Below are 22,425 nucleotides of genomic sequence, written 5' to 3' on the forward strand. Positions count from 1 at the left end.
TGCTTTTTCTGTGTTGGATTAATGCTTTTACAGCTCTGCATGGCATTGACCATACTTGTGGTAGATCTCTGTAAGCAATAACACTTTTACAGTGTGGTGAATCGCTTCAAAGTGAATATGCATAGCATTAACAGGCTTTAATGAGGGCTGGTTTGAAATGATTTTTGATCCGCTCAAATTCAAGTTCAGTCTTGATACTGTTTGGCATCATGATTCGTAAATAACTTTTTTCGAGTTTAAAAGGCTCTTTGGTATTGGGTACAGGATTAAAGCCACCATTTGGATAGATCAAATTTGTCTCATAGGCACGTAAAATCTGATCATTGTGAAAATAGAAACTTGTTAGGGATTGATTGGATTCTCCAAAAAGATAAAGATTAATTTTGCATTGACCGTCAAGTTGATACAACGTCGCTTCATTGCCTTCAGTCGATTTGTATTCTTCGTCATCTAGCATCTCTAAGGTTTGTAATAATTTACCTTCGGCATCATGGTTATATTGGTATGAATCGTACAATTGGGGAAAAATAGTCTGCAACTGTGGATAACTTTTCAACAATTGTGGAAAACGTTGTAAGCCAATCACAGAGCCAACGCAGAGCAGAATACCAAGCAAGATACCAAATAAAATTCGCATTTTTTTCTCATTAATTCATTGTTTTTATAGGCATAGGCCAAAGACCAAAAGCATTCAATTTTGGTTTTAAAAAAGCCCAACCAAAGTTGAGCTTTTAAATGTAGTGTTAAATTATAAATCAGTCACTGGATAGGTCGTAGACGTTGAACTCGAAGGATAGCTACTTTGAGGATATTGATTGTTATTTTGCCCCGCATTGTTGCTCGGAGCCGTATTGATTGTATTGCCTGAAGACGGTTCACTCAACGACTGTTGGCTAATGGGCGCAGGTTGGCTAGTTTTACCTGTAATATTTTCACGGGTTTGTTTCAATTTTTCATTGACGTTTTGAGTGGCTTGCTGTGCGCCCTGATCAACCTGTTGCACTGTATTTTGAGTAGCAGTTTTCGTATTGTCCCAAGCTTGGTCAACCGAAGGCTTAATTTTAGAAATTCCGCGTTCAGTCATTTCACCAATATTTTTAGCAGCACCGACCACGCCTTCTTGGGCTTTATAGGCCCAAACATGTAATAAATTTGGATTATCGCCATAAGGGCTCACAGGCTTTTTCGTTTGTTGCTCAGTACTTTGCGCTGTTGTGTTTTCTTGTGCCCAAAGCATGGGTGTCGTGAATATTAAGCTTAGGCATAACGTTGCTTTTAATGAAATCTTCACAGCTTCACCTCTGAATTTTATAGATTTTCTATCTGATGAACGGTTTTAACGCATTATAGGAAAAATTGCAGCGAAAAAAACCTGCCGTAGCAAAATCAATACAGCAAATGACAGCTTTGTACACGTTTGTATTTTGCTTAAGGTAAAAAAAGGCCCACCGAAGGGTGAGCCAACTCTCTGGAGGAGAGGGTATGAAAGCCAGTTTATTTATTTGTGAGCACCTAAGCTGGCTTCATGTGAGCTATGGACTTCAGCTTGTGCGACAGGCGTTTGCAACTGTACATTGCTACTGCCACTCACATTAGCTTCTTGACCTTTTTGGAAATTCGCTTTGGTTTGTTGCCATTTTTCACTGGCAAATTGGCGACCTTCCTGAGCTTTTTCACCTAAATAGCTCTTGGTTTGATCAACTTTGTTGTCGACATTGCTTTTACGTTCATCGAGTTTTGCTTTGTCTTTTGCAGCTTTTTCATCGAGCTGTGCTTTACGCTCATCAAGCTTAGCTTTATTTTGCTCAGCCTTGGCATCGATCTTGGCTTTCGCTGCATCTGACTTTTCATCTTTAGACTGTTTTAGTTCAGCCCATTTGTCTTTGGCATCTTGCTTTTTGTCTGCACTAAATTCTTTGGTGTCTTGCCATTTTTCTTGAGTGAAAGTTTTGGTCTTATCGACACCTTTTTCAATTTTATCACCTGCTTTATGTGCAGATTGATTAATGTCTTGTTTTAAATTTTGTAGAACACTCGGTTGTTGAGCATCTACTTTAGCTTCCACTGATGCTGTTGTATTGGCAAATAGTGGAGTGGTTGCGAATAATGCTGCGGTGATCAGTGTTGTTTTAAATAAAGGTTTCATCTTTGCAATTGTCCTCTTTTATTGAACGCTGCTGTTGCACTCAGCATTTGCGCTTTTGGAGCAGAGGACATCTTAAGAGTAAAAAAAAGCAAAAAGTGGTTTTGTGCGATAAGTCACACAATGCGATAACAGCTCAGATACGCGGAAGTTTGAAATGTGGAAACTTGGTTAAGTTAATGCATTATTGTAATTTTATGAAAATACAGTGGCTTATATGTGTTTTGCGCGTTGCTGTGGTGTGGTTCTAGTTACGATTTTCATGATTAAAAATTATGGGTTTGAACGAATTATTGTTCAAGATTCAAGGAAAAATAAAACCATACCTCCATTTTGGAGATATGGTTTTTATTATTTATTCACATTGTGTAAGTGCATCTTTTGCAAAATGACCGCGTAATGCAAGGAAGTTCTTTTGTACATCCGCCGCATTTAAATCAAAATTGTGCGCTGAACTTGTACCATCTTTGGCAAAGGTTGCTGTACCACCTGAAATGAGGGTTAAGCCTTTAAATGACCATTGTTCAACCGATTTTGCTTCTTCTAAATTGCCTGTAAATTCGATTACGCATTTATCCACAAATTTAGTGAGTTTTGCTTTGTTATCCATGGTATCTGGGTAGACATCAATGTTTTGAACTTCTTGTAATACACCTGTGTCAAGTTGCGGAATTGTTGGTGCAGATGTACATGCAGAAAGTGCGATACCCGCAAGACTAGTCAAAAGGAATGCTTTCAATTTCATAAGTTTCATTCTTGTTGAGTGTTGTTTAGTCGAGTATAGGGAAATGGAAGTGAGTTGGCTAGATGGGCTATCTATTCCAATCGTGTTTTCGAATACGGCCCGTTTGGTAATAAATTGAGACTAATTCGATAAAGTTTTTAAAATCTGAATTTTCACTTAATATGCGATTTATAGACTGCCAATCTACTTCTTGTCTTCGTCGAGCAGGAAGAAAAATTTCACTTTCAGTTGGATTTTCAGGAATTAAAATGATTACACCAATTCCGTGAAGTGCAGAAAGCATGCGAAGTTCCTCTTCGACTTCATTTGTAGAAATTGCAGTTGCTACCAAATAACCTTCATTTGCCCAACTAGAATTACTGACGGCTTGGAAAAAACTACTTCTAACATTTGAGCTATTTAGCTCTTTTTTAACTTCAAAAGACCATAATTTTACATTTTGCCCTGAGCTATTTTTTACGCAAGTCTTTATAAGATCATGCCAATGGTCATCTAGTGCTTGCATTGCAACAATATCAGGGTGTAACCATTGATTACCATTTTGCCCTCGAGAGTTCTTAGAGCGTTTTTCATCTATTCTAAGACAATATAAATCAAGTTCAGAATTTAAAAATTCTATTAAAATAGGGTAGAGATCATGTTCAGATAGTCGATCATCTTTAATTGGTAATTCTTTTTCAATATCTATAGCATGCGAATCCATCACATTATTAAGCTGGAGCTGTGATTCATAGACTTCAGAGGGGTTAAACCAAAAAACTCTAGGTCTTGGTTGATCCCGTATATGGATATTTGGTGAAATTTTTTGAATATTAGTTTTTGCTGTACTGCTAATTTCACGGACGATTTGTTGAATAAAATCAGCTTCTGAATAAAATCTATCATTAGATCGTTTTACTTCATAATCTTCTGGATATATTTTTATAATAGCTTCTGCTATTTCACGAGAATTAAATTTTTGATTTGGGTGTGCTTTTAAAAATTCTGCGACTTTTTGTGGTTGTGATAACTTCATTATATTTTCAAAAATAAATACCCCACTAATTTATAACGAGGTTTTATTTGTTTTACAAGCAATTAAGTCTTACATGCTGCAATATCGAAATATCATAAAAAAGTCATGACCTTGAACCACTCAATATTTTCATCAAATCTTCGGCAAAAAGAACAACAACACTAGTCCACCTAATACGCCACCCATAATCAGCCAATCTTTTTTACGAATATCTGCAACACGAATTATTGAAAAATACAGACTGCTAAAAAATAGAAAAACAAAGACAAATAGCACAAGGGGGTTATTGAATATAAATTTAGTACTGCCAAATAAAACGAAAATGGTTGTGCTCGACAACCAATACACCAAACTTAAAACAAATTTTGAAAGCGTTAAGTAACGCACAGTGCGGTCTAATCTGGGCAAAGTCACCGCAACGATGATGATCCCAATAAATCCACCCAAAACAGAAATAATCAAAAAGAATAAAGCACCCATATCTGGCTTGTTTGGAATGTATGGATAAACCTTCCAAAGGTAAAAGCTGCATGCCATCAGTACTGCATGTAAGATAAAAAGATAGAGATCTGGGCGGTAAGGATGATTAGCTGTAATACTTTTCATATATTGTTCTTATCAAAAAATCCCGCTATTTCTAACAGGATTTTACCTAGATTTCAAACGGCATAAAAAACCCGCTTTAAAGCGGGTTTTTAATGAATACTTAAACTTAGTGTTGAAGTACCGAAATATCAGCCACTTTCGTGAACAAGTCACGAAGCTGTGCAAGCATACGTAAACGGTTCGCTTTTAGGTCAGCATCATCTGCCATCACCATTACACCGTCAAAGAATGCATCGACTGGCGCACGAAGTGCAGCAAGTGCAGAAAGGGCAGCAGTGTAGTCCTTCGCAGCAAATAACGGCTCAACTACAGGTGTGATTTTTGCAAGTTCAGCGAACAATGCTTTTTCAGCATCTTCAACCAAGTTTGCTTCAACCACAGCACCTTCAGGCGCGGCTTCTTTCGCAAGAATGTTTGCAACACGTTTGTTTGCAGCAGCAAGTGCAGCAGCTTCAGGGAGGTCACGGAAATGATTTACCGCATTTACACGTTTATCAAAATCAAGTGGTGATTTTGGAGAAAGTGCTTGAACAGCTTGAATCACATCTACAGCCACGCCTTGGTCTTCGTATTTCGCACGGTAACGACCTTCAAGGAATGCAACAGCATCCGCTAAAGTTTTATCGTGATCTTTCAATACATCGCCATAAGCAGCAAGTGCAAGTTTGATTAGATCTTCAATCGAAACATCTAAATCATTTTCAGTCACAAGACGCAAAATACCAATCGCAGAACGACGTAGTGCAAATGGGTCTTTAGAACCTGTCGGCGCTTGACCAATACCAAAAATACCTGTGAGCGTATCTAAACGGTCAGTAAGTGCAAGCGTTGTACCGGTTTTAGTTTTTGGTAAAACGTCACCTGCAAATTTAGGTAAGTATTGTTCACCTAAAGATTCAGCAACTTCATCATTTTCGCCTTCAATACGTGCGTAGTAAGTACCCGCAATACCTTGAAGCTCAGGGAACTCACCCACAAGTTCAGAAGTTAAGTCGCATTTTGCAAGGAGTGCAGCTTTTTCAGCATCTGCAGGGTTTGCACCTGTGATTGCAGACAAAGCCACAGCCAATTTTGCAATACGTTCAGACTTGTTCCATAGCGTGCCAAGTTCTGCTTGGAATACCATGTTTGCCAATTTTTCTTTACGAGATGCAAGCGGTTGCTTTTGATCTTGTAAGAAGAAGAATTCAGCATCTGATAAACGTGGACGTACAACTTTCTCATTACCTTCAATAATTTGTGTCGGGTCTTTCGACTCAATGTTTGACACGGTAATGAAGTAAGGTTGAAGTTTATTGTCGCTATTCACTAAGCAGAAGTACTTTTGGTTGTCCTGCATCGTCGTGATGAGTGCTTCTTGAGGAACAGCAAGGAAGCGTTCTTCAAAGCTTGCACGAAGCGCAACTGGCCATTCAACCAATGCTGTTACTTCGTCACGTAAGTCCGCAGGGACAATCGCAATGGCATTTACTTCATCAGCCAAAGCTTTGACTTGTTGGTCGATGATGGCTTGGCGCTCTTCAAAGTTTGCAATCACTTTTGCAGTACGCAGGGCATCAAGATAAGCATCGGCATTTGCAAGTGTAATTGCTTCAGGAGCATGGAAACGGTGACCATAAGTCACGTTACCTGCTTGGTGATCCTGAATGGTTGCTTCAATTACATCACTGTCTTTCAACAAAACAACCCATTTTACAGGACGTACAAACTCAGTACGGCTTGCAGCAGAACGCATGCGTTTTGCGATAGGTAGGTTATCTAAAGCGTGTTGTAAAATTTGAGGAAGTAAAACATCAAGGCTTTGACCTTTTACATCTTTTAAGTAGCACACTTTTTCAACTTTACCTGCTTGGAAAGTTGATACTTGATCAACCGTAATGCCTTGACCGCGCATAAAGCCTTCAAGTGCTTTGGTCGGTTTGCCTTCGGCATCAAATGCTGCTTGTTTCGCAGGGCCATCAAAACGTTTTTGTGTGTCGGCTTGTGCAGCATCGACATTCACAATTTTAAGCGCAAGGCGGCGTGGTGCTGCATAAGCTTCGATTGAATCGAATGCTAGACCTGCGTCTTTTAAGCCTTTTACCGTTTCTGCATGAAGCGCATCACGTAATTTTTTTAAGCTTTTTGGTGGAAGTTCTTCGCAGCCTAATTCGAACAATACTGTATGTTTAGACATTATTTGCTCTCCTTAGATTCTACTTTTGCTTCCGCTTCAACTTGTGCTTTAAGTTGAGCAAGGACTTCGTCACGTAAAGCTGGTTCTGCCATTGGGAAGCCCAGCTTCGCACGTGCAGCGACATAACTTTGGGCAATCGCACGAGCCAATGTACGTACACGTAAAATGTAACGTTGACGTTCAGTTACTGAAATTGCGCCACGTGCATCAAGCAAGTTAAAGCTATGCGATGCTTTAATTACTTGTTCATAGGCAGGCAGTGGAAGTTCAGCTTCCATTAAACGAGTCGCTTCAGCTTCATAGAAATCAAATAGCTCAAACATTTTTTCAACGTTGGCATATTCAAAGTTATAGGTCGATTGTTCAACTTCGTTTTGGTGGAATACATCGCCGTAAGTCACTGTACCAAACTGACCTTTAGTCCAAACCAAGTCGTAAACTGAGTCTACACCTTGGAGGTACATCGCTAGACGTTCTAGACCGTAAGTGATTTCGCCAGTTACAGGGTAGCATTCAACACCACCGACTTGTTGGAAGTAAGTGAACTGAGTCACTTCCATACCGTTTAACCAAACTTCCCAACCTAAGCCCCATGCGCCAAGTGTTGGAGATTCCCAGTTGTCTTCCACGAAACGAATGTCGTGAACAAGGGTATCAATACCAATGGCTTTTAATGAATCTAAGTACAACTGTTGGATGTTGTCTGGGTTTGGCTTCAACACGACTTGGAACTGGTAGTAGTGTTGTAGACGATTCGGGTTCTCACCATAACGGCCATCTTTAGGACGACGAGAAGGCTGAACATAAGCCGCGTTCCAAGTTTCAGGGCCTAAAGCACGTAGGAAAGTTGCAGTGTGGAAAGTACCTGCACCCATTTCCATATCGTAAGGTTGTAACACTACACAACCTTGTTCAGCCCAGTAGTTTTGTAAGGCAAGAATTAAGCCTTGGAAGGTATCAATATGCGATATGGCGCGACTCATGGTCATCCACTTAAAATTAGATAAAAATTGTGCTCAATTATAAGGATTTTGGGGGTGTGTGGCAAAGGGTTAATCATTCTTGAATCAAGCTTTGATGTTTTAATGATGCGCAGAATTTTATATTTTCCTATTGTACAGAATAAAAACGAAGTTACTTGTGGCATAAAGTGGATGAATAAATTGAATGATGAGCGATAACAATGTTTAAGAAGTCTTTTATTGTGATAAGTATGGTGCTATCTGCCTGTAGTACGACGCCTGTAGCTTTGTATTCAGATTCATCACTTCACGCTTCAAAAATTGCGACTATTACAAATTCTTGCAACGCGGAATGTAAGAATTTGATTAAACAGCAGTTAGTGGTCAGCTCAAAGTATCAAATGAGCGAAGGTCTTTTGCTTGAGGTCAATGGTCAGCAGGGGACGCGAAAAGTCACACGAGGAATGGCTTTTGACTCACCTATTCACGGACGGTTTACCACCGCTGTAGAACAGGGAAAAACTGAGCTCGTCATTGATCATAATTCACAACTAGTTATCGCTCGTCCAGCTCGATTCACTGTTGATTTATTGGGTGGGCATAATTATGTGATTGGACGTATTCGAGTTGAACGAATCCCTTCGGCTTATTATGAATGGTTTCCTATTGTGTATGATGAAACAGCTCAGAAAATTATTTATGGCAGTGAAGATTTAATTGATCAAGATGAATAAGCTGACCGCCTAAATGTTCCTTTGTTTTAGTGAGTACAGATGTGAGCGCTGATAGATTTTTTATTTTAATTATCAGTAACATATAATGAGAATTTTAGGCTCATTTCTTGGGATAAAACTACGCACGTAAGCGGCGTATACATCATTCAAAAGAATCAAAAGTAAAATTTATAAGATAAAGATGTAAGTTGAATACATCTTATTGCTTGCATGGCTTTATAATTGCCACATCTCGCAAAACAACAAACAAGGTATCTCGTGTTTCACGCAAAATCAGCTTGGCTTAATACGCTTAAACCCAACTTTAAAGTTTTACCATTAAAAGATCGCATCCTATGTGGGGTAGGTGCTTTGCTTGGCTTGAGTATTTCTTCGCTGATTAGTTGGTTAGCGCTAGGTGACTTAAATGCGTGGTATATCGCCCCGATGGGCGCATCGTCTGTGCTGCTCTTTGCTGTACCTGCTAGTCCTTTGGCACAGCCGTGGAATATGGTGGTCGGTAATAGTCTTGCGGCTTTGATTGGCGTGACTTGTGCGATGTATATTCCTAATTTAACCGAAGCTTTTAGTATCGCAGTTGCATTAGCGATTATCTTAATGATGACCACGGACTCATTGCATCCACCGAGTGGGGCAGTAGCGATTACCGCGGTATTAGGCGGAGAGGCAGTCCATGATTTAGGCTACGCCTTTCTCTTCTATCCAGTGCTTTTAAATTCGGTCCTCTTGATGGTGGTTGCTATTATTTATAACCGATTACTAGGCAAGCAGTATCCACAAAAAGCACAAGTCAATACTCGGACGACAGATCCAACACCGACACAAAAAGTGTCGATTCAGCCAGCGGATATTCAGCAAGTCTTAGAACAGCAAAGTCAGTTGCTTGATATTAGTGAATATGACTTACAAAAAATTATTTTAGAAGCACAGCAATTAGCCAGTCGTCGTGGCCTAAGCCAGTTTCATTGTCGTGACATCATGAGTCAGCAAGTGATTACCCTGCGTGCAGAAGATGATATTCAGTCAGCATTGGAAAAGTTTAAACAAGTCAATTTGATGAGTTTGCCTGTGGTGAGTGATTTGGATCGCTTGGTGGGAAATTTGGCTTTATATGATGTAGTGGAATGGTTTAAACGAGCCGCAGACCCCAAAGCCAGTTGGGAAAATCACGTTTATCAAATTATGAATCCCAAAGTGGTGACCGTGCAGCCGGATCAGCCGATTGAAGACTTGGTGCCATATTTTGTGGAAAGATCTTTTAATTATATTCCAGTCGTTGAGCAAAAACGGTTGGTGGGAATGATTAGCCGTGCAGATATGATTGCCGCCTTATATCAACAGCTAAATCAGCAAACAAAATCTTAAGCCTTAAACTTTGATTTAAATTCATCAGACTTAAATATGGTTTTGCCAATATGTAGGCAAAAAAAAAGCTACGGAATCTTGGGGGAGAAACCGTAGCGACCAAACTGGGTCAAAGGATTTTAACGTCTGTCATCATTCACAGTACGAATAGGGTCTGAATAGCCATTGGTACGGAAAAAGTTATCTTGTGCTTTAGGCATGACTAACCATAAAACCAAGTACACCAAAATACCGGGAAAGGCTGCGCTTAAGCATGATACAAAGATAAAAATAATACGCAGTAAATTTGCGTTCCAACCAAAACGTTCAGCAATACCCCCCATCACACCAGCAATCATGTTAGAGCGGTTTGAGCGATATAAACCAACATTGGCCATTCAGGTCTCCTTCAAAAAAGAATAAATTTGAATATTTCCAAATTCATATTATAGAAATGGTGACAAGCTTTGCGATTTAAAGGGTGCAGAAAAAAAATTAAGTAAAGTTATGTAATTTGAAGAATTGGTTTGATTAGTTTGCCTTTAAAATAGCTTGAGTATTAATTAAATATCAACGATAACAATGAGATATGATTAACATATATCGAAAATATATGTATACAGCGTTGATTATTTGATTACAATATTAAGTCAGCAAGAACTGAAAAAACCAATGAATGATTGGTCTTGGCACATTATATGAAAACATCGGCTTCACCTTTTTTGATGAAATTTGCATATCTTTCAGTGTTTGCAGGAGTGTTCAGCCTCTCTTTTAGTGGTTGTAGTCCAACGCCTCAACCCGCAGCGGATAAGGGTGAAAGTTCAGCATCAGCTATCGCATCGGAAGTTCAAGCGAAGCAAGATCATGGAAAAAAATTAACCCAAGTGGCAGGGCAGGCGACATTGCCGAATGACGAGGACATAAAGTCAGCTCCTGTTCCTGAGCATGCCAAAATTTTTATTGGACGTTTTCATGCCAAAGTAAAATGCGATGACAGTTTTATTCCATGCCCAGAAGGCGATGCGGAGTTCATTCTTAACTTATTGCCAGATGGCACGGTACACCGCAGTATTATTCAAATTGGTAAAGTGTTTGCTGAAAAAACCAATACGCCAGGCATTAATGTGAAATACCGTAAGGATACGTGGAGTGTTAATGAAGCACATACCGAGCTGGTGGTTCATCGAAAAGAAGGCGTGAATTTCTATTATCATGTGATTAATGAAAATAAAATCACCATGGATTTAGACAAAATTCGTCAAGGTGAAGTCGACCGAAATCAGGAATTATTTTCTAAAGGCTATCCTCAGCCTCAACATGCCTATACCTTGGTGAAAGACCCAAATTAAATACTGCGAATGAAGTAAATAAAATTATAAATTGCGTTTGAGTGTCGGCGTGAAATTCGCAGACATTGGCTAATCGAATGCAACTAGCTTATAAAAAATTGAATTATTAATACGATATAGTTAAGACAAAACAGAATTGGTGGGTTGTGTGGGGTTCGAACCCACGACCAATAGATTAAGAGTCTACTGCTCTACCAACTGAGCTAACAACCCTGAGAAAATTTTAAAAGAGCATTTTAAAATTTTAGCAAGATAAACGAAGCGCGTAGTTTTGAATACTAGGGAATATTTGTTATCTAAAATTTTTCAGGTCAAATACTTCATCTAGCAAGACAAGAATGATACTTCGCAACATCGCTATAGCAAAATTTCGAGAATGGCGAATCAAAACCAATAATGGTGATGGTTTGTCTTGGTCGGAACCTGCAGGTTTCTTTTTCTTCAACTGCCGGAAGAAAGAAGCCCTAAGAAAGAATGGTGGGTCGTCCGCGACTCGAACGCGGGACCAATAGATTAAAAGTCTACTGCTCTACCAACTGAGCTAACGACCCTTAGGGGGTATGCACAAGATTGTAATCTAAAACTGGCATTTTAGAAAGATGGTGGGTCGTCCGCGACTCGAACGCGGGACCAATAGATTAAAAGTCTACTGCTCTACCAACTGAGCTAACGACCCATCTTGTGGTATCGAAGGAAATGGTGGGTCGTCCGCGACTCGAACGCGGGACCAATAGATTAAAAGTCTACTGCTCTACCAACTGAGCTAACGACCCATTTCGCTTGATGGTGCGTATTGTAGCAAGATCTGCTTCAAGCGCAAGTAAAAATTCATAAACTTGCTTGTGTTTGATTATAAATACAACAAAGTAGCTCATTTTAGCGGATATCTGTCGCTAAAATGAGCGCTATTTGCTTAAAAACGGTATTTATATGCCTGAATATTGGCATAAATTTCAGGAGTTAAATCACAGTAAGCAGTTGCATTTGGCAGCAATACCAATAAACGTTCATCAGTTTGCTTAGGATCAAAAGCTTGTTCTTTCAGCTTGTTTTTTTGGTATTTAAATGTGCCTGTGGTTTCGACTTTTTTCTGTACACGTAAAAATACCGGTACAGCATAAGCGGGTAAGCATTTTTTAAATTGTAGAACCATTTCACTGCAATCTTGTTCGTTGAGTTCGGCACCGTCGGTGAGCGTGATGGCAGCCATACCTGCACGGCCATTTGTATCTGGAATTTCTACGCCATAAACCACAGCTTCAGCAATTTTATCGTACTCACTCACCATGTTTTCAACTTCAGTGGTTGAGACGTTTTCACCTTTCCAGCGGAAAGTATCGCCTAGACGGTCGACAAATTGTGCATGACGGAAGCCAATGTCACGAACCAAGTCACCTGTGTTGAAGTATGAGTCACCATGTTTGAATACATCTTTCATAATGACGGATTTGTTTTTTTCCGTGTCGGTATAGCCATCGAAAGGTGAGCGACGGGTAATTTTACCGATGAGTAAGCCGACTTCGCCTTTTTTCACTTTAATGCAGCGACCTTTAGCATCATGTACAGCTTCATTTTTTTCTTTATCAAACTGAATAATCGCATAAGGCGTTGGTGAAAAACCAACGGTATTGTCGAAGTTAAACACATTACTAAAGCCAACGTTGCCTTCACTTGAAGCATAGAGTTCAAGGACTTCCTCAACCCCAAAGCGTTCTTTAAACTTATCCCAAATGTTTGGTCGCATGCCGTTACCAATCATTTTTTTCACACGATGGCCTTTTTCAAGGTCTGAATGTGGGGCATCCATCAAATAACGGCAAAGCTCACCCACATAGCCAATGGCTGACGCATCAAATTTTTGTACATCTTTCCAAAACGATGAAGTTGAAAACTTGCGACGCAGGGCAAGCGTGGCGCTACCGGCAATCACCCCACACCAACAAACTACAGTACCTGTAGCATGGTAGAGCGGTAAGGTCACATACATCACATCATCTTTATTCAGATTAAGGACGTGACCATATGTTCCATAAGCCAAAGTCCAACGGCTGTTGGTGAAAATCACCGCTTTAGGTAAGCCTGTTGTCCCAGAGGTGTAGATATAAAATAGGCCGTCTTTGCCTTTTACACTTGCAGTGGTGGGTGTGTTGAACTTTGGAAATTCATCAATCGCTTCTGCAAGGTTTAAGAAGCCTTTAGGTGCTTGACCAGCATCTACACGAGTGGCTTGATCTGCGAACCAATGTAAACGATCTGCAGCCACACTGAGATCATCACGAATCTCTTCTACAGCTTGACGGCATTCTTCGCCCACAATTACCGCAATTGGGTTCACTAAGTTGATGCTGTGTGTCAGGACTTTGCCGAATTGTGAAGTATTTACCAAAGCACTGGTGACGCCAATTTTGGCTAAAGCCACGATGGTTGCAACGAGTTCAGATCGGTTTTCGATCATCACCGCAATCACATCACCTTTTTTTGCACCGAGTGCAAGGTAATAGTGACCAATTTGATTGGCCCATTCATTTAATTCGTTATAGGTATATTTTTGCTCTTCAAAATAAAGTGCATAACCTTTGGGATTACGCTTTACGGCTTTTTCAAATGCAATTCCTAAGCCTGCGGAAGTATTTGGGGTGCGTAAATAGGCTTGCTTTAGACCACTCAACAGGTTGGGTACTTTGCTAATGAACGCGGGAATTTTTGCTGCAACATCAGCAATCCCAATAAGGTCGTGTTGTGTAGTTTGGCTCATGTGAATCCTATTTATTTTTCGTAATCCGATACGGTCTATTTCTTTGCAATGAAATTTGCAGCAAATTCTACAATTGTCTTTTAATCGTTTCGATCTAGTGCAATCAACCTAATTTGACAAAAGTATCAAAAAAAAACCAGTCACCGAAATGACTGGATTTTTTTATTCACCTGCAAAATAGCAAATTACTGCTCAGTTGCGGTGTTTGCTTTTTTCGGTGGACGACCGCGAGGACGACGAGGGCGTGCAGGTTTTTCACCTTCAGCGGCCGAGTTTTCGTCTACAGGAACCTCAACTTTCTTTTCCGCTTCAACGGCTTGAGCTTTTTCTTCTACTGGTTTAGTAGGAGCTTCAGACACTTCTTCCGTCTTTTCAGGCTGCGCACTCACATCCAGTTCAGCTTGAACGGGTGTCAGTACTTCAGCTTGAACGGGTTCAGGTGCTTCAGTTTGACCTGCAACGTCGGATACATTGGCTTCAACTGTAGCAGCTTTAGCTTCTGCAACTACAGGCGCCTCAATAGTAGTGTCTGCGACAGGCGTAGCTTCCACCTCAGCATGTGCTTTTGCTTGGTCTTGTTTCGCTTGTTCAGCGGCAAGTTTAGCAAGGCGACGACGCTCACGTGGGTCATTAGCAACACGTTTATCTGACACAGGCTTTGGTGGTGTCAAATCCAACATTGGCGCTGGTTCAGCTTCAGGTGCAGCTTTTGTAACTTGAACATCACGAGTGACAGGCTTTTTCTCTACAGCTGCTTCAGCTGCAGGTGCAGTCAAAGTCGCGGCATATTCTTCCGTGAATTTTTGCAATGCACGGTTGAATGTTGGAATTAAGCCAAATTGCTCAATCAGTACTGAGCAGTCTTCACCGTATACATGCTTAATCAAGCTGCTTATAGTGTATTGACCTAGTGTCGGCACTTGAGATGGCGAAATTTTCGGAGCCTGTGCTTGTTGAGCACGAGCTTCACGCTGTTCACGGCGGCGCTGACGAGGGTCATTGCTTGCACGAGACGGTTTTTGCTGCGCATGCTGTGGTTTATGCGCTGCTTCTTTTGTTTCAGTCGCAGGTTTTTCCACTTTTTCTGCTTCAACGACAGCGGCTTTTTGGACTACTGGGGTTTCTACAGGTTTTTCAACTGCTGGGGCAGTATTTAGCGCTACGATTTCGCTTTGAGCTTGATCAACATTTACTACAAGTGCTGTTGGCATCACGTCTTGACGTGGTGCATCAACAACTTCAACTTTAGGTTGACGTTGATTGCGGTTTTCAGGTTGTTGCTCAGTTGCAACTTCCTGAGCAATCGCTTGCTCGTTCAATACGCTTTGATCGCGGTGGCGATTTGGGCGATTTGGACGTTGTTGGTTGTTGCGGTCGCGACGTGGAACAGACTGCGGTTGTTCATTGTTTTGAACATCGTGCTGTACTTGTTCATTGTTATGTTGACGGCGTGAGTTACGGCGGTTTTCACGTTGGTCTTGACGGTTGTCTTGGCGCGGTTCTTGACGTTCAGAACGTTGCTCTTGGCGTTCGTTTTGACGTGCTTCGTTATTACGCTGTTCTTGACGGTCTTGACGTGAAGGTTGTAACACTTCTTCATGAACTTGATGCGATTGAGCTTCTTGTTCACGTGGTTCTTTATGCTTAGTACGCTTTTTGTTGTGACGTTTTTCTTCACGGTCAGCTTTTTCTGAATGGCTGTCACGTTCTTGTTTGTGCACAACAGAAGAAGGCGCAAGGTAAGCATTATTGTCTACGACAACAACAGGCGCTGCCGATGCAGGGGTAATTTGACCAAACTGGCCACGGCTTGCAGCACCGCTATTTACCATTTGTTCAATTGCAGCAGCGGCATTGTTTGCAGTACGCGACTGGTCAACGGTTGCAGCTTGTTTTTGAACAAATAAGTTTTCTAACCATGCACATGGACTAGATGATGCTGCAGGAGCGGCAACTTGTGCAGGTGCTTGTTGAGCAGCAACGGGTTGTTGCTTATTCTTTTTGTGGCCTTTTTCTTGTTGTTGTACAGGTGCTTGTTGCTGAGCAGCAGCGGCCTGTTCTTCACCTAAATGCCATTCAGATGCTTCGTAACCCAATTCTTTTTCGCTAGAACGTGTCGCTTCAGTGCGTTCATAGCTTGTAGGTGCAAAACCTTCAGGGTTATACGAAATTTCGTAATGTGGTGTTTCTAGGTGAGGGTGTGGAAGTACAGTCACACGAACATTTGAAGTTTGTTCAAGATATACAAGGCTGTGACGCTTTTCATTCAATAAGAATGCAGCAATTTCAACAGGCACTTCAACTTGAACTTCACCATGACGTTCGCGTAGCGCAATTTCTTCCACTTTACGCATAATTGAAAGTGATAAAGAACGTAGGTCACGTACCATACCTGTGCCATGACAGCGTGGGCACACATAACCAGTGGCTTCTTCAAGCGATGGACGTAAGCGTTGACGGCTCATTTCCATCAAACCAAAGCGTGACAGTTGACCGAATTGGATACGTGCACGGTCACTTTGTGTTGCTTCACGAAGTTTAGCTTCAACCATACGTTGGTTACGGTCTTTGGTCATGTCGATGAAATCGATCACAACCAAACCACCGATATCACGTAAACGTAATTGGCGAGCGATTTCTTCAGCAGCTTCAAGGTTGGTATTGAGCGCTGTATCTTCTACGTCGCTACCACGTGTTGATTTTGCAGAGTTAATATCAATTGAAACCAATGCTTCAGTTTGGTCAATCACAATTGAACCGCCAGAAGGAAGTTTTACTTCACGTTCATAGGCCGTTTGGATTTGACTTTCGATACCAAAATGAGCAAATAACGGTTCATTTAAAGTATAGGTTTTTAATTTGTCGATTTGACGTGGCATCACAGCTTTAACAAAGTTATAGGCTTCGTTATACGCTTGCTCAGAGTCAATCAGAATTTCAGCAACATCATCACGTAAATAGTCACGAATCGCACGTGTAACCACACCGGCTTCTTGGTGAACCAACATTGGTGATGGACCAGAACTTGATGTGCTTTGGATTTGTGCCCAAAGGTCCAGCAAGTGTTGAAGGTCAAGTTGCAGTTCTTCTTGAGAACGACCAATACCAGCTGTACGTACAATCACGCTCATGCCACGAGGGACATTTAAAGACGCCAACATTTCTTTCAATTCTTCACGAACTGAACCTGAAATTTGACGGCTAATACCGCCACCTTTCGGGTTGTTTGGCATCAAGACCAAATAACGACCAGCAAGTGAGATAAATGTAGAAAGGGCAGCACCTTTATTACCACGTTCTTCTTTTTCCACTTGAACCAAAAGCTCAGTGCCTTCAGTGATCAATTCGCGGATGTTTGAAGTTTGGCGAGGATCTGCTTTGTAATAAGAATTAGCAATTTCGCGCATCGACAAGAAACCTTGACGACCTGCACCGTATTCAACAAATACCGCTTCTAAAGACGGTTCTACGCGAGTCACATGACCTTTATAGATATTCGATTTTTTTTGTTCACGGGTACGATTCTCTAAGTCAAAATCGTAAAGACGCTGACCAGTGACAAGTGCAACGCGAATTTCTTCGGCATGTGTTGCATTAATCAACATACGTTTCATGGGTGTAACACCTAATAGTGATACACAGAAGAACATCGCCTGACTCGTAGCGAGCATCAGATAGCATGGATCAAGTTGCACAGATCGAAAAACATCATCTGTGCATGTGTACCGACCTTCTTTGGGTGGGCAACGGTTTTTGATTCACGTATTGATGATGGCAATACGGCTTCAATCTTTTAAACGATTAAAGTCACCTGAACGCGTTTCACTGGCGGACAAACGGTGCATTGGATGTGAGTAACTTTCACTGTCACATTGCTCGAAGAGCATCCATTCATATCTGATAGAGCGTCTTGATACGGAATTATCATCGTACCTTTACAAACTGTGCAGATCCAATGCATCAAACGTTGTGGCCTGAACACGATTTCCAGGGAGCGACTGGTCTGATGTGTATCAGTTTACGTTTAAAAACCAACCTTGGTTGGCACATATTTTTTTGGGGCAAACTGTTTTATGTACCTACGGCACAATTAAACGCAACAGTTTGCAGTTTTGCCGATATAATAAGCCTTCGGCGTCGGCATAATTCTTTTGGGACCTTTCCGAGCTAAATGAGTAATTGCTTGAAAGTTCAATGACAGTAAATACTGAAATGAATCAACTTTTACTCAGTTACGGTGGTTTCCGTGCGCTGACTATATCAAACCTTGCATCATCTGCCTATGGGCTAAGCTTATGTTTCTTGCGAAAAGTATAGCTTAAATGATCAGTTTTTAATCAATTTTAGTATTTTTTTAGGTCACAGTAACTGTATGAATTCTACGCAAGAATGGCAAAGCGTCACCTGGTTTGAAGTGGACGAGCATCAGGCGGGTCAACGTATTGATAATTTCCTGTTTAGTCGTCTGAAAGGTGTGCCTAAAAGTCGCATTTATCGTCTGATTCGTGAAAGCCAAGTCCGCGTCAATAAAAAACGCGTCAAAGCGGAAACCAAACTCAATATTGGTGACCAAGTTCGAGTTGCTCCAATTCGTTATGAGCAAAAAGATGAGTCTGCGGTTCCCGTATCGGACAAAGTGGCACAAAGTTTACTGAGCCGTGTGGTGTACGAAGATGAAGGCTTAATGGTAGTAAACAAACCTTCTGGTATTGCTGTTCACGGCGGTAGTGGTGTGGCGTATGGCTTGATCGAAGGCTTACGTGCCGCAACAGGGAAGAAATACCTTGAGCTGATTCACCGAATTGACCGCGACACTTCTGGGTTGGTAATGATTTCGAAAAAACGTAGTGTGTTAAAAAGCCTGCAAGACATGTTACGTGAGCACAAAATCCAAAAAACTTATGCTGCTGTGGTTAAAGGTGTGGTGAGTTTGGATAAGCAGCTCATTGATCAGCCTTTGCATCGTTACGAACTGGCAAATGGTGAGCGTCGTGTTCGTGTATCACCTAAAGAAGGTAAAGAGTCGAAGACGCTGTGGAACGTGAAAGAACGTTTTATGCATGCTACATTGGTGTATGCGTCTCCACTTTCGGGCCGTACCCATCAGATCCGTGTACATGGTTTAAGTATTGGTCATCCATTGGTGGGCGATGAAAAATACGGTCATGAAACTGAATACCGTGGTCCAAAGCCACGTCGTTTATGTCTGCATGCTATGCGTTTAGAAATTCCGGGTTACCAAACCATTGAAGCGCCATTGCCAGAAGATATGCAAAGCCTTGTGGCGCAGCTACGCGCGCAAAAAGCCGACAAAGTGGTGAAGTCTTCAGAAGATGACGAGTAAGTTTTAAATACGAGACTTCTCTCCCTGAGCAGGACTGCTTCGCAAGTTTTCTTTCTCCCTCTCCTTTAAGGGGAGGGCCGGGGTGAGGTAAATAAATTGATGCACTCCAGAATCTGAATTACCAAACACTGAATCAAATCTAGGAAAACGTATGAACTCAGCTGTAAAACTAGTCATTTTCGATTGGGATGGCACTTTATTTGATTCTGTGGGTCAAATTGTAGCGAGTTTAAAATTTGCAGCAGATCAATATTCACAGCCGCTGACCGATGCTGATGCGAAAAGTATTATTGGTTTAGGTCTGCCGGAAGTCGCACAGCGGTTATTTCCGACGGTTCCTGAATTGCACAGCGACATTTTGCAAAGTTATGCCGATCACTATGTGGCCCATTCCAAAGGGGATATGTGGTTTGATGGTGTCGCGGATATGTTGCAGGAATTACGCGATGCCGGTCTACAATTGGCTGTTGCAACAGGAAAAAGTCGTAAAGGTCTAGACCGTGTCTTGGCTCAAACGCAAAGTCATGAGTTGTTTCGTGCGACACGTGCAGCCAGTGAAACCAAATCTAAGCCAGATCCGTTGATGTTGGCAGAAATTTTGGCGGAAACAGGACTACGTGCCGATCAAGCCATTATGGTTGGTGATACGTCGTATGATTTAGAAATGGCCCTCAATATTCAGATGCCACGTGTAGGCGTGAGCTATGGAGTGCATACTGTAGAAACACTCCAGTATTTTCAACCCTTACATATTGCACATAGCGTAGGTGATTTGACTGAATTTCTACTAGAACACGTGAAATTACGTCTAGCTGTATAGTTTTAGATACAAACGAGTAAAAAGGGTGAAATTTGTTTTCACCTTTTTTGTTACCAAATGAATAGTAACGCAAGCTCTACTTGATGAAATGAGTAAATTCAATTATTTAAAAAAGTAATAACACTAGATTTTTCTACAATAACAAGCAGTCTTCTAGCAAATTTACCTTAAAAAGTTGAGCGCAACTATTTGGCCTTTTACCACAAGCTGGAATAGATTTTTTGTTTGAATTTTTTGTTTTATCTTATTGTTGTTTATTGATTTATTTTTAAATTTTCAATTTATTAAACTAAATCAGATGAAATTGAACACCTATGCGTAAAAGTTGGCCTGACGCTAAAATAATCTTTTAATCTTATCTTTTAGTCGTATAAGCCAAGTTTTTTAGTAGAGATTCAGATTTAAGGGCGAAAAAAATAGTGCATTTTATTTAATTATTTTGACTTAAGTTTTTGAATATTAATAATAAATAATGATTAATTTATAGCTAATAGCTATAGTCATAAATAAAATAAGTATTGGTATTCACTTTCTAAAATCTCGATGCTAAATGCATCTAAACATAACGTGTAGTATGTCAAGTGAAATGCTTTAGGCGAATCCTGACATGACTTTCATCACTTTGATTTTGATGGTGATCGGGATGAAACACGTTGTGCATCCAATTTTTGCAGTTTAAGGAAACATTGATGTCGAATTCTGCTGTTGTTGAATCAGTTGCGCAAGCATTACGCGATGCGGAAGTAAATCAGGCTGCGATTGCACCGATCCGTCCACAACTTGGTGGTGAAAGTGCTGATGTAGATATTGCTTATGCCGTTCAAGAAGTGAATACCAAACGTGCGGTGGCAGAAGGTCGTCGCCTTGTAGGTCGTAAAATTGGCTTAACTTCAAAAGTTGTACAAGCGCAGTTAGGCGTTGATCAACCTGACTTCGGTATGTTGTTTGCTGACATGGCGTATGGCGATGGTGAAGAAATCCCTGCTGGTTTATTGATTCAGCCAAAAGTTGAAGCAGAAATTGCTTTGGTGATTAACCAAGATTTGACCAAAGAAAAACACACCTATGCAGACATTATTAGTGCAACAGAATATGCACTGCCTGCAATTGAAGTGGTCGATAGTCGTATTGAAAACTGGAAAATCTCGTTGATTGATACTGTGGCAGATAACGCATCTTCAGCAGGTTTTGTACTGGGTTCTAAGCCTGTAAAACTTGCAGATCTTGACCTTGTAAATTGCAAAATGGTCATGACGCGTGGTGAAGAAGTGGTTTCACAAGGTGTGGGTAAAGCGTGTCTTTCTAACCCATTAAATGCAGCAGTGTGGTTGGCTGACGAAATGGTTCGTCGTGGTCGTCCATTGCTTGCAGGTGACATCGTATTGACCGGTGCCTTAGGCCCAATGGTTGTGGCAAATCCTGGTGATGAATTCAAAGTTGAAATTGAAGGCTTTGGTTCTGTGACTGCAGCATTTGCAGCGAAATAAGCTTGGGTTTTACGGAATTTTTAAGAGTACACATTCATGAAAAAGATTAAATGTGCATTGATCGGTCCAGGGAACATTGGTACTGACTTGCTTTACAAACTTCAACGCAGCGAATTTTTAGAACCAGTATGGATGGTTGGTATTGACCCGACGTCTGAAGGTTTGGCTCGCGCTGCTAAAATGGGTTTAAAAACCACTGCTGAAGGCGTAGATGGTTTACTTGCACACGTAATTGAAGACGACATTAAAATCGCATTTGATGCAACTTCTGCCTATGTTCATGCTGAAAACAGCCGTAAATTGAATGAACTTGGCGTGTTAATGATTGACTTAACACCTGCTGCAATCGGTCCATTCTGCGTACCACCAGTAAACTTAGAAGCGTTATTGGATGCCGGTGAAGTTCCGAACGTCAATATGGTGACATGTGGTGGTCAGGCAACGATTCCTATGGTTGCTGCGATTTCACGAGTTCAGCCTGTTGAATATGGCGAAATCATTGCAACAGTATCAACAAAATCTGTGGGTCCAGGTACACGTAAAAACATTGATGAATTTACTCGTACGACTGCTGGCGCTATTGAAAAAGTGGGCGGTGCAAAACAAGGTAAAGCGATCATCATCATTAACCCTGCTGAGCCACCACTGATGATGCGTGATACTGTTCACTGTCTTGTTGAAGGTGAACCAGATCAAGCAGCAATCACTGAATCTGTACATGCGATGATTCTTGAAGTTCAAAAATATGTACCAGGTTACAAACTTGTAAATGGTCCTGTATTTGACGGTAACCGTGTTTCAATCTTCTTAGAAGTTGAAGGTTTAGGTGATTATCTTCCTAAATATGCAGGTAACCTCGACATTATGACTGCGGCAGCTGCACGTACTGCAGAAATGTTTGCAGAACGCGTATTAAACACTGCTGAAGCTTAAGGAATACCA

Annotated in this window: 18 protein-coding genes, 4 tRNA genes and 1 pseudogene; 8 read left to right on the forward strand and 15 right to left on the reverse strand. The window is 41.0% G+C overall.

Annotated features, from left to right (window positions below; translation table 11 throughout):
• Nucleotides 1–127: 127 nt before the first annotated feature.
• The 8 genes from FTU02_RS09640 to glyQ form a co-directional block, all read right to left on the reverse strand.
• Nucleotides 128–637, reverse strand: coding sequence for a hypothetical protein (locus FTU02_RS09640; RefSeq protein WP_180156896.1), 510 nt, complete (start codon nt 635–637; stop codon nt 128–130).
• Nucleotides 638–748: 111 nt separating this feature from the next.
• A complete protein-coding gene (locus FTU02_RS09645; protein WP_373684232.1) occupies nt 749–1,291 on the reverse strand; it encodes a hypothetical protein in 543 nt (180 codons plus the stop codon).
• A 207-nt stretch (nt 1,292–1,498) separates the two neighbouring features.
• Nucleotides 1,499–2,146: a hypothetical protein gene (locus FTU02_RS09650; protein WP_078192790.1), complete on the reverse strand. Its 648-nt coding sequence runs from the start codon at nt 2,144–2,146 to the stop codon at nt 1,499–1,501.
• 352 nt (nt 2,147–2,498) lie between these two features.
• Entirely contained in the window at nt 2,499–2,888 is a 390-nt protein-coding gene (locus FTU02_RS09655; RefSeq protein ID WP_180156898.1) for a hypothetical protein, read from the reverse strand.
• Between the two features lie 67 nt (nt 2,889–2,955).
• The gene (locus FTU02_RS09660; protein ID WP_180024512.1) at nt 2,956–3,906 is read right to left on the reverse strand and encodes an HrgA protein; all 951 of its coding nucleotides are present in this window, start codon (nt 3,904–3,906) and stop codon (nt 2,956–2,958) included.
• Between the two features lie 129 nt (nt 3,907–4,035).
• Nucleotides 4,036–4,509 carry a hypothetical protein gene (locus FTU02_RS09665; protein ID WP_180156900.1) on the reverse strand — a complete coding sequence of 158 codons (474 nt, stop codon included), beginning with the start codon at nt 4,507–4,509 and terminating at the stop codon, nt 4,036–4,038.
• Nucleotides 4,510–4,615: 106 nt separating this feature from the next.
• Nucleotides 4,616–6,685, reverse strand: a complete 2,070-nt coding sequence (gene glyS / locus FTU02_RS09670) for a glycine--tRNA ligase subunit beta (protein ID WP_180156902.1) — start codon at nt 6,683–6,685, stop codon at nt 4,616–4,618.
• A complete protein-coding gene (gene glyQ, locus FTU02_RS09675) occupies nt 6,685–7,668 on the reverse strand; it encodes a glycine--tRNA ligase subunit alpha (protein WP_078192785.1) in 984 nt (327 codons plus the stop codon). Before glyQ ends, glyS begins: the two co-directional genes overlap by 1 nt.
• Before the next feature lie 200 nt (nt 7,669–7,868).
• On the opposite strand from glyQ, the gene FTU02_RS09680 reads away from it, so the two are divergent.
• Nucleotides 7,869–8,381, forward strand: coding sequence for a hypothetical protein (locus FTU02_RS09680; RefSeq protein WP_078192784.1), 513 nt, complete (start codon nt 7,869–7,871; stop codon nt 8,379–8,381).
• Between the two features lie 258 nt (nt 8,382–8,639).
• Nucleotides 8,640–9,746 (forward strand): HPP family protein, encoded by a 1,107-nt coding sequence (locus FTU02_RS09685; RefSeq protein ID WP_180156904.1) that lies wholly within the window; start codon nt 8,640–8,642, stop codon nt 9,744–9,746.
• Between the two features lie 119 nt (nt 9,747–9,865).
• On the opposite strand, the gene FTU02_RS09690 is transcribed toward FTU02_RS09685, so the two are convergent.
• Complete coding sequence (locus FTU02_RS09690; protein WP_078189754.1) at nt 9,866–10,123, reverse strand: PspC domain-containing protein; 258 nt, start codon at nt 10,121–10,123, stop codon at nt 9,866–9,868.
• 300 nt (nt 10,124–10,423) lie between these two features.
• Between FTU02_RS09690 and FTU02_RS09695 the strand changes: the two genes are divergently transcribed.
• The gene (locus tag FTU02_RS09695; protein ID WP_218949023.1) at nt 10,424–11,077 is read left to right on the forward strand and encodes a hypothetical protein; all 654 of its coding nucleotides are present in this window, start codon (nt 10,424–10,426) and stop codon (nt 11,075–11,077) included.
• 137 nt (nt 11,078–11,214) lie between these two features.
• On the opposite strand, the gene FTU02_RS09700 is transcribed toward FTU02_RS09695, so the two are convergent.
• The 6 genes from FTU02_RS09700 to FTU02_RS09725 all read right to left on the reverse strand — a co-directional run bounded on the left by FTU02_RS09700 (nt 11,215) and on the right by FTU02_RS09725 (nt 17,446).
• Nucleotides 11,215–11,290, reverse strand: a tRNA-Lys gene (locus tag FTU02_RS09700).
• Between the two features lie 262 nt (nt 11,291–11,552).
• Nucleotides 11,553–11,628 (reverse strand) — tRNA-Lys (locus FTU02_RS09705).
• A 49-nt stretch (nt 11,629–11,677) separates the two neighbouring features.
• Nucleotides 11,678–11,753: transfer RNA gene (locus tag FTU02_RS09710), tRNA-Lys, on the reverse strand.
• A 21-nt stretch (nt 11,754–11,774) separates the two neighbouring features.
• Nucleotides 11,775–11,850: transfer RNA gene (locus tag FTU02_RS09715), tRNA-Lys, on the reverse strand.
• Between the two features lie 140 nt (nt 11,851–11,990).
• Nucleotides 11,991–13,832 carry a long-chain-acyl-CoA synthetase gene (locus tag FTU02_RS09720; protein WP_180156906.1) on the reverse strand — a complete coding sequence of 614 codons (1,842 nt, stop codon included), beginning with the start codon at nt 13,830–13,832 and terminating at the stop codon, nt 11,991–11,993.
• Between the two features lie 185 nt (nt 13,833–14,017).
• The gene (locus tag FTU02_RS09725; protein WP_180156908.1) at nt 14,018–17,446 is read right to left on the reverse strand and encodes an Rne/Rng family ribonuclease; all 3,429 of its coding nucleotides are present in this window, start codon (nt 17,444–17,446) and stop codon (nt 14,018–14,020) included.
• A gap of 394 nt (nt 17,447–17,840) precedes the next feature.
• Between FTU02_RS09725 and FTU02_RS16505 the strand changes: the two are divergent.
• The 5 genes and pseudogenes from FTU02_RS16505 to FTU02_RS09745 all read left to right on the forward strand — a co-directional run bounded on the left by FTU02_RS16505 (nt 17,841) and on the right by FTU02_RS09745 (nt 22,416).
• Nucleotides 17,841–18,149 (forward strand): annotated as a pseudogene (locus FTU02_RS16505) (hypothetical protein).
• Nucleotides 18,150–18,204: 55 nt separating this feature from the next.
• On the forward strand, nt 18,205–19,176 hold the full coding sequence (locus tag FTU02_RS09730; RefSeq protein ID WP_078189751.1) for an RluA family pseudouridine synthase: 972 nt from the start codon (nt 18,205–18,207) through the stop codon (nt 19,174–19,176).
• A gap of 151 nt (nt 19,177–19,327) precedes the next feature.
• Nucleotides 19,328–19,996 (forward strand): HAD-IA family hydrolase, encoded by a 669-nt coding sequence (locus tag FTU02_RS09735; protein WP_180054327.1) that lies wholly within the window; start codon nt 19,328–19,330, stop codon nt 19,994–19,996.
• A gap of 689 nt (nt 19,997–20,685) precedes the next feature.
• Complete coding sequence (gene mhpD / locus FTU02_RS09740) at nt 20,686–21,483, forward strand: 2-keto-4-pentenoate hydratase (protein WP_078189749.1); 798 nt, start codon at nt 20,686–20,688, stop codon at nt 21,481–21,483.
• Nucleotides 21,484–21,519: 36 nt separating this feature from the next.
• Nucleotides 21,520–22,416: an acetaldehyde dehydrogenase (acetylating) gene (locus FTU02_RS09745; RefSeq protein ID WP_078192779.1), complete on the forward strand. Its 897-nt coding sequence runs from the start codon at nt 21,520–21,522 to the stop codon at nt 22,414–22,416.
• Nucleotides 22,417–22,425 lie beyond the last annotated feature (9 nt).

Origin of the sequence: Acinetobacter sp. YH12045 (assembly GCF_013419925.1) — a bacterium.
GTDB classification, from domain to species: domain Bacteria; phylum Pseudomonadota; class Gammaproteobacteria; order Pseudomonadales; family Moraxellaceae; genus Acinetobacter; species Acinetobacter amyesii.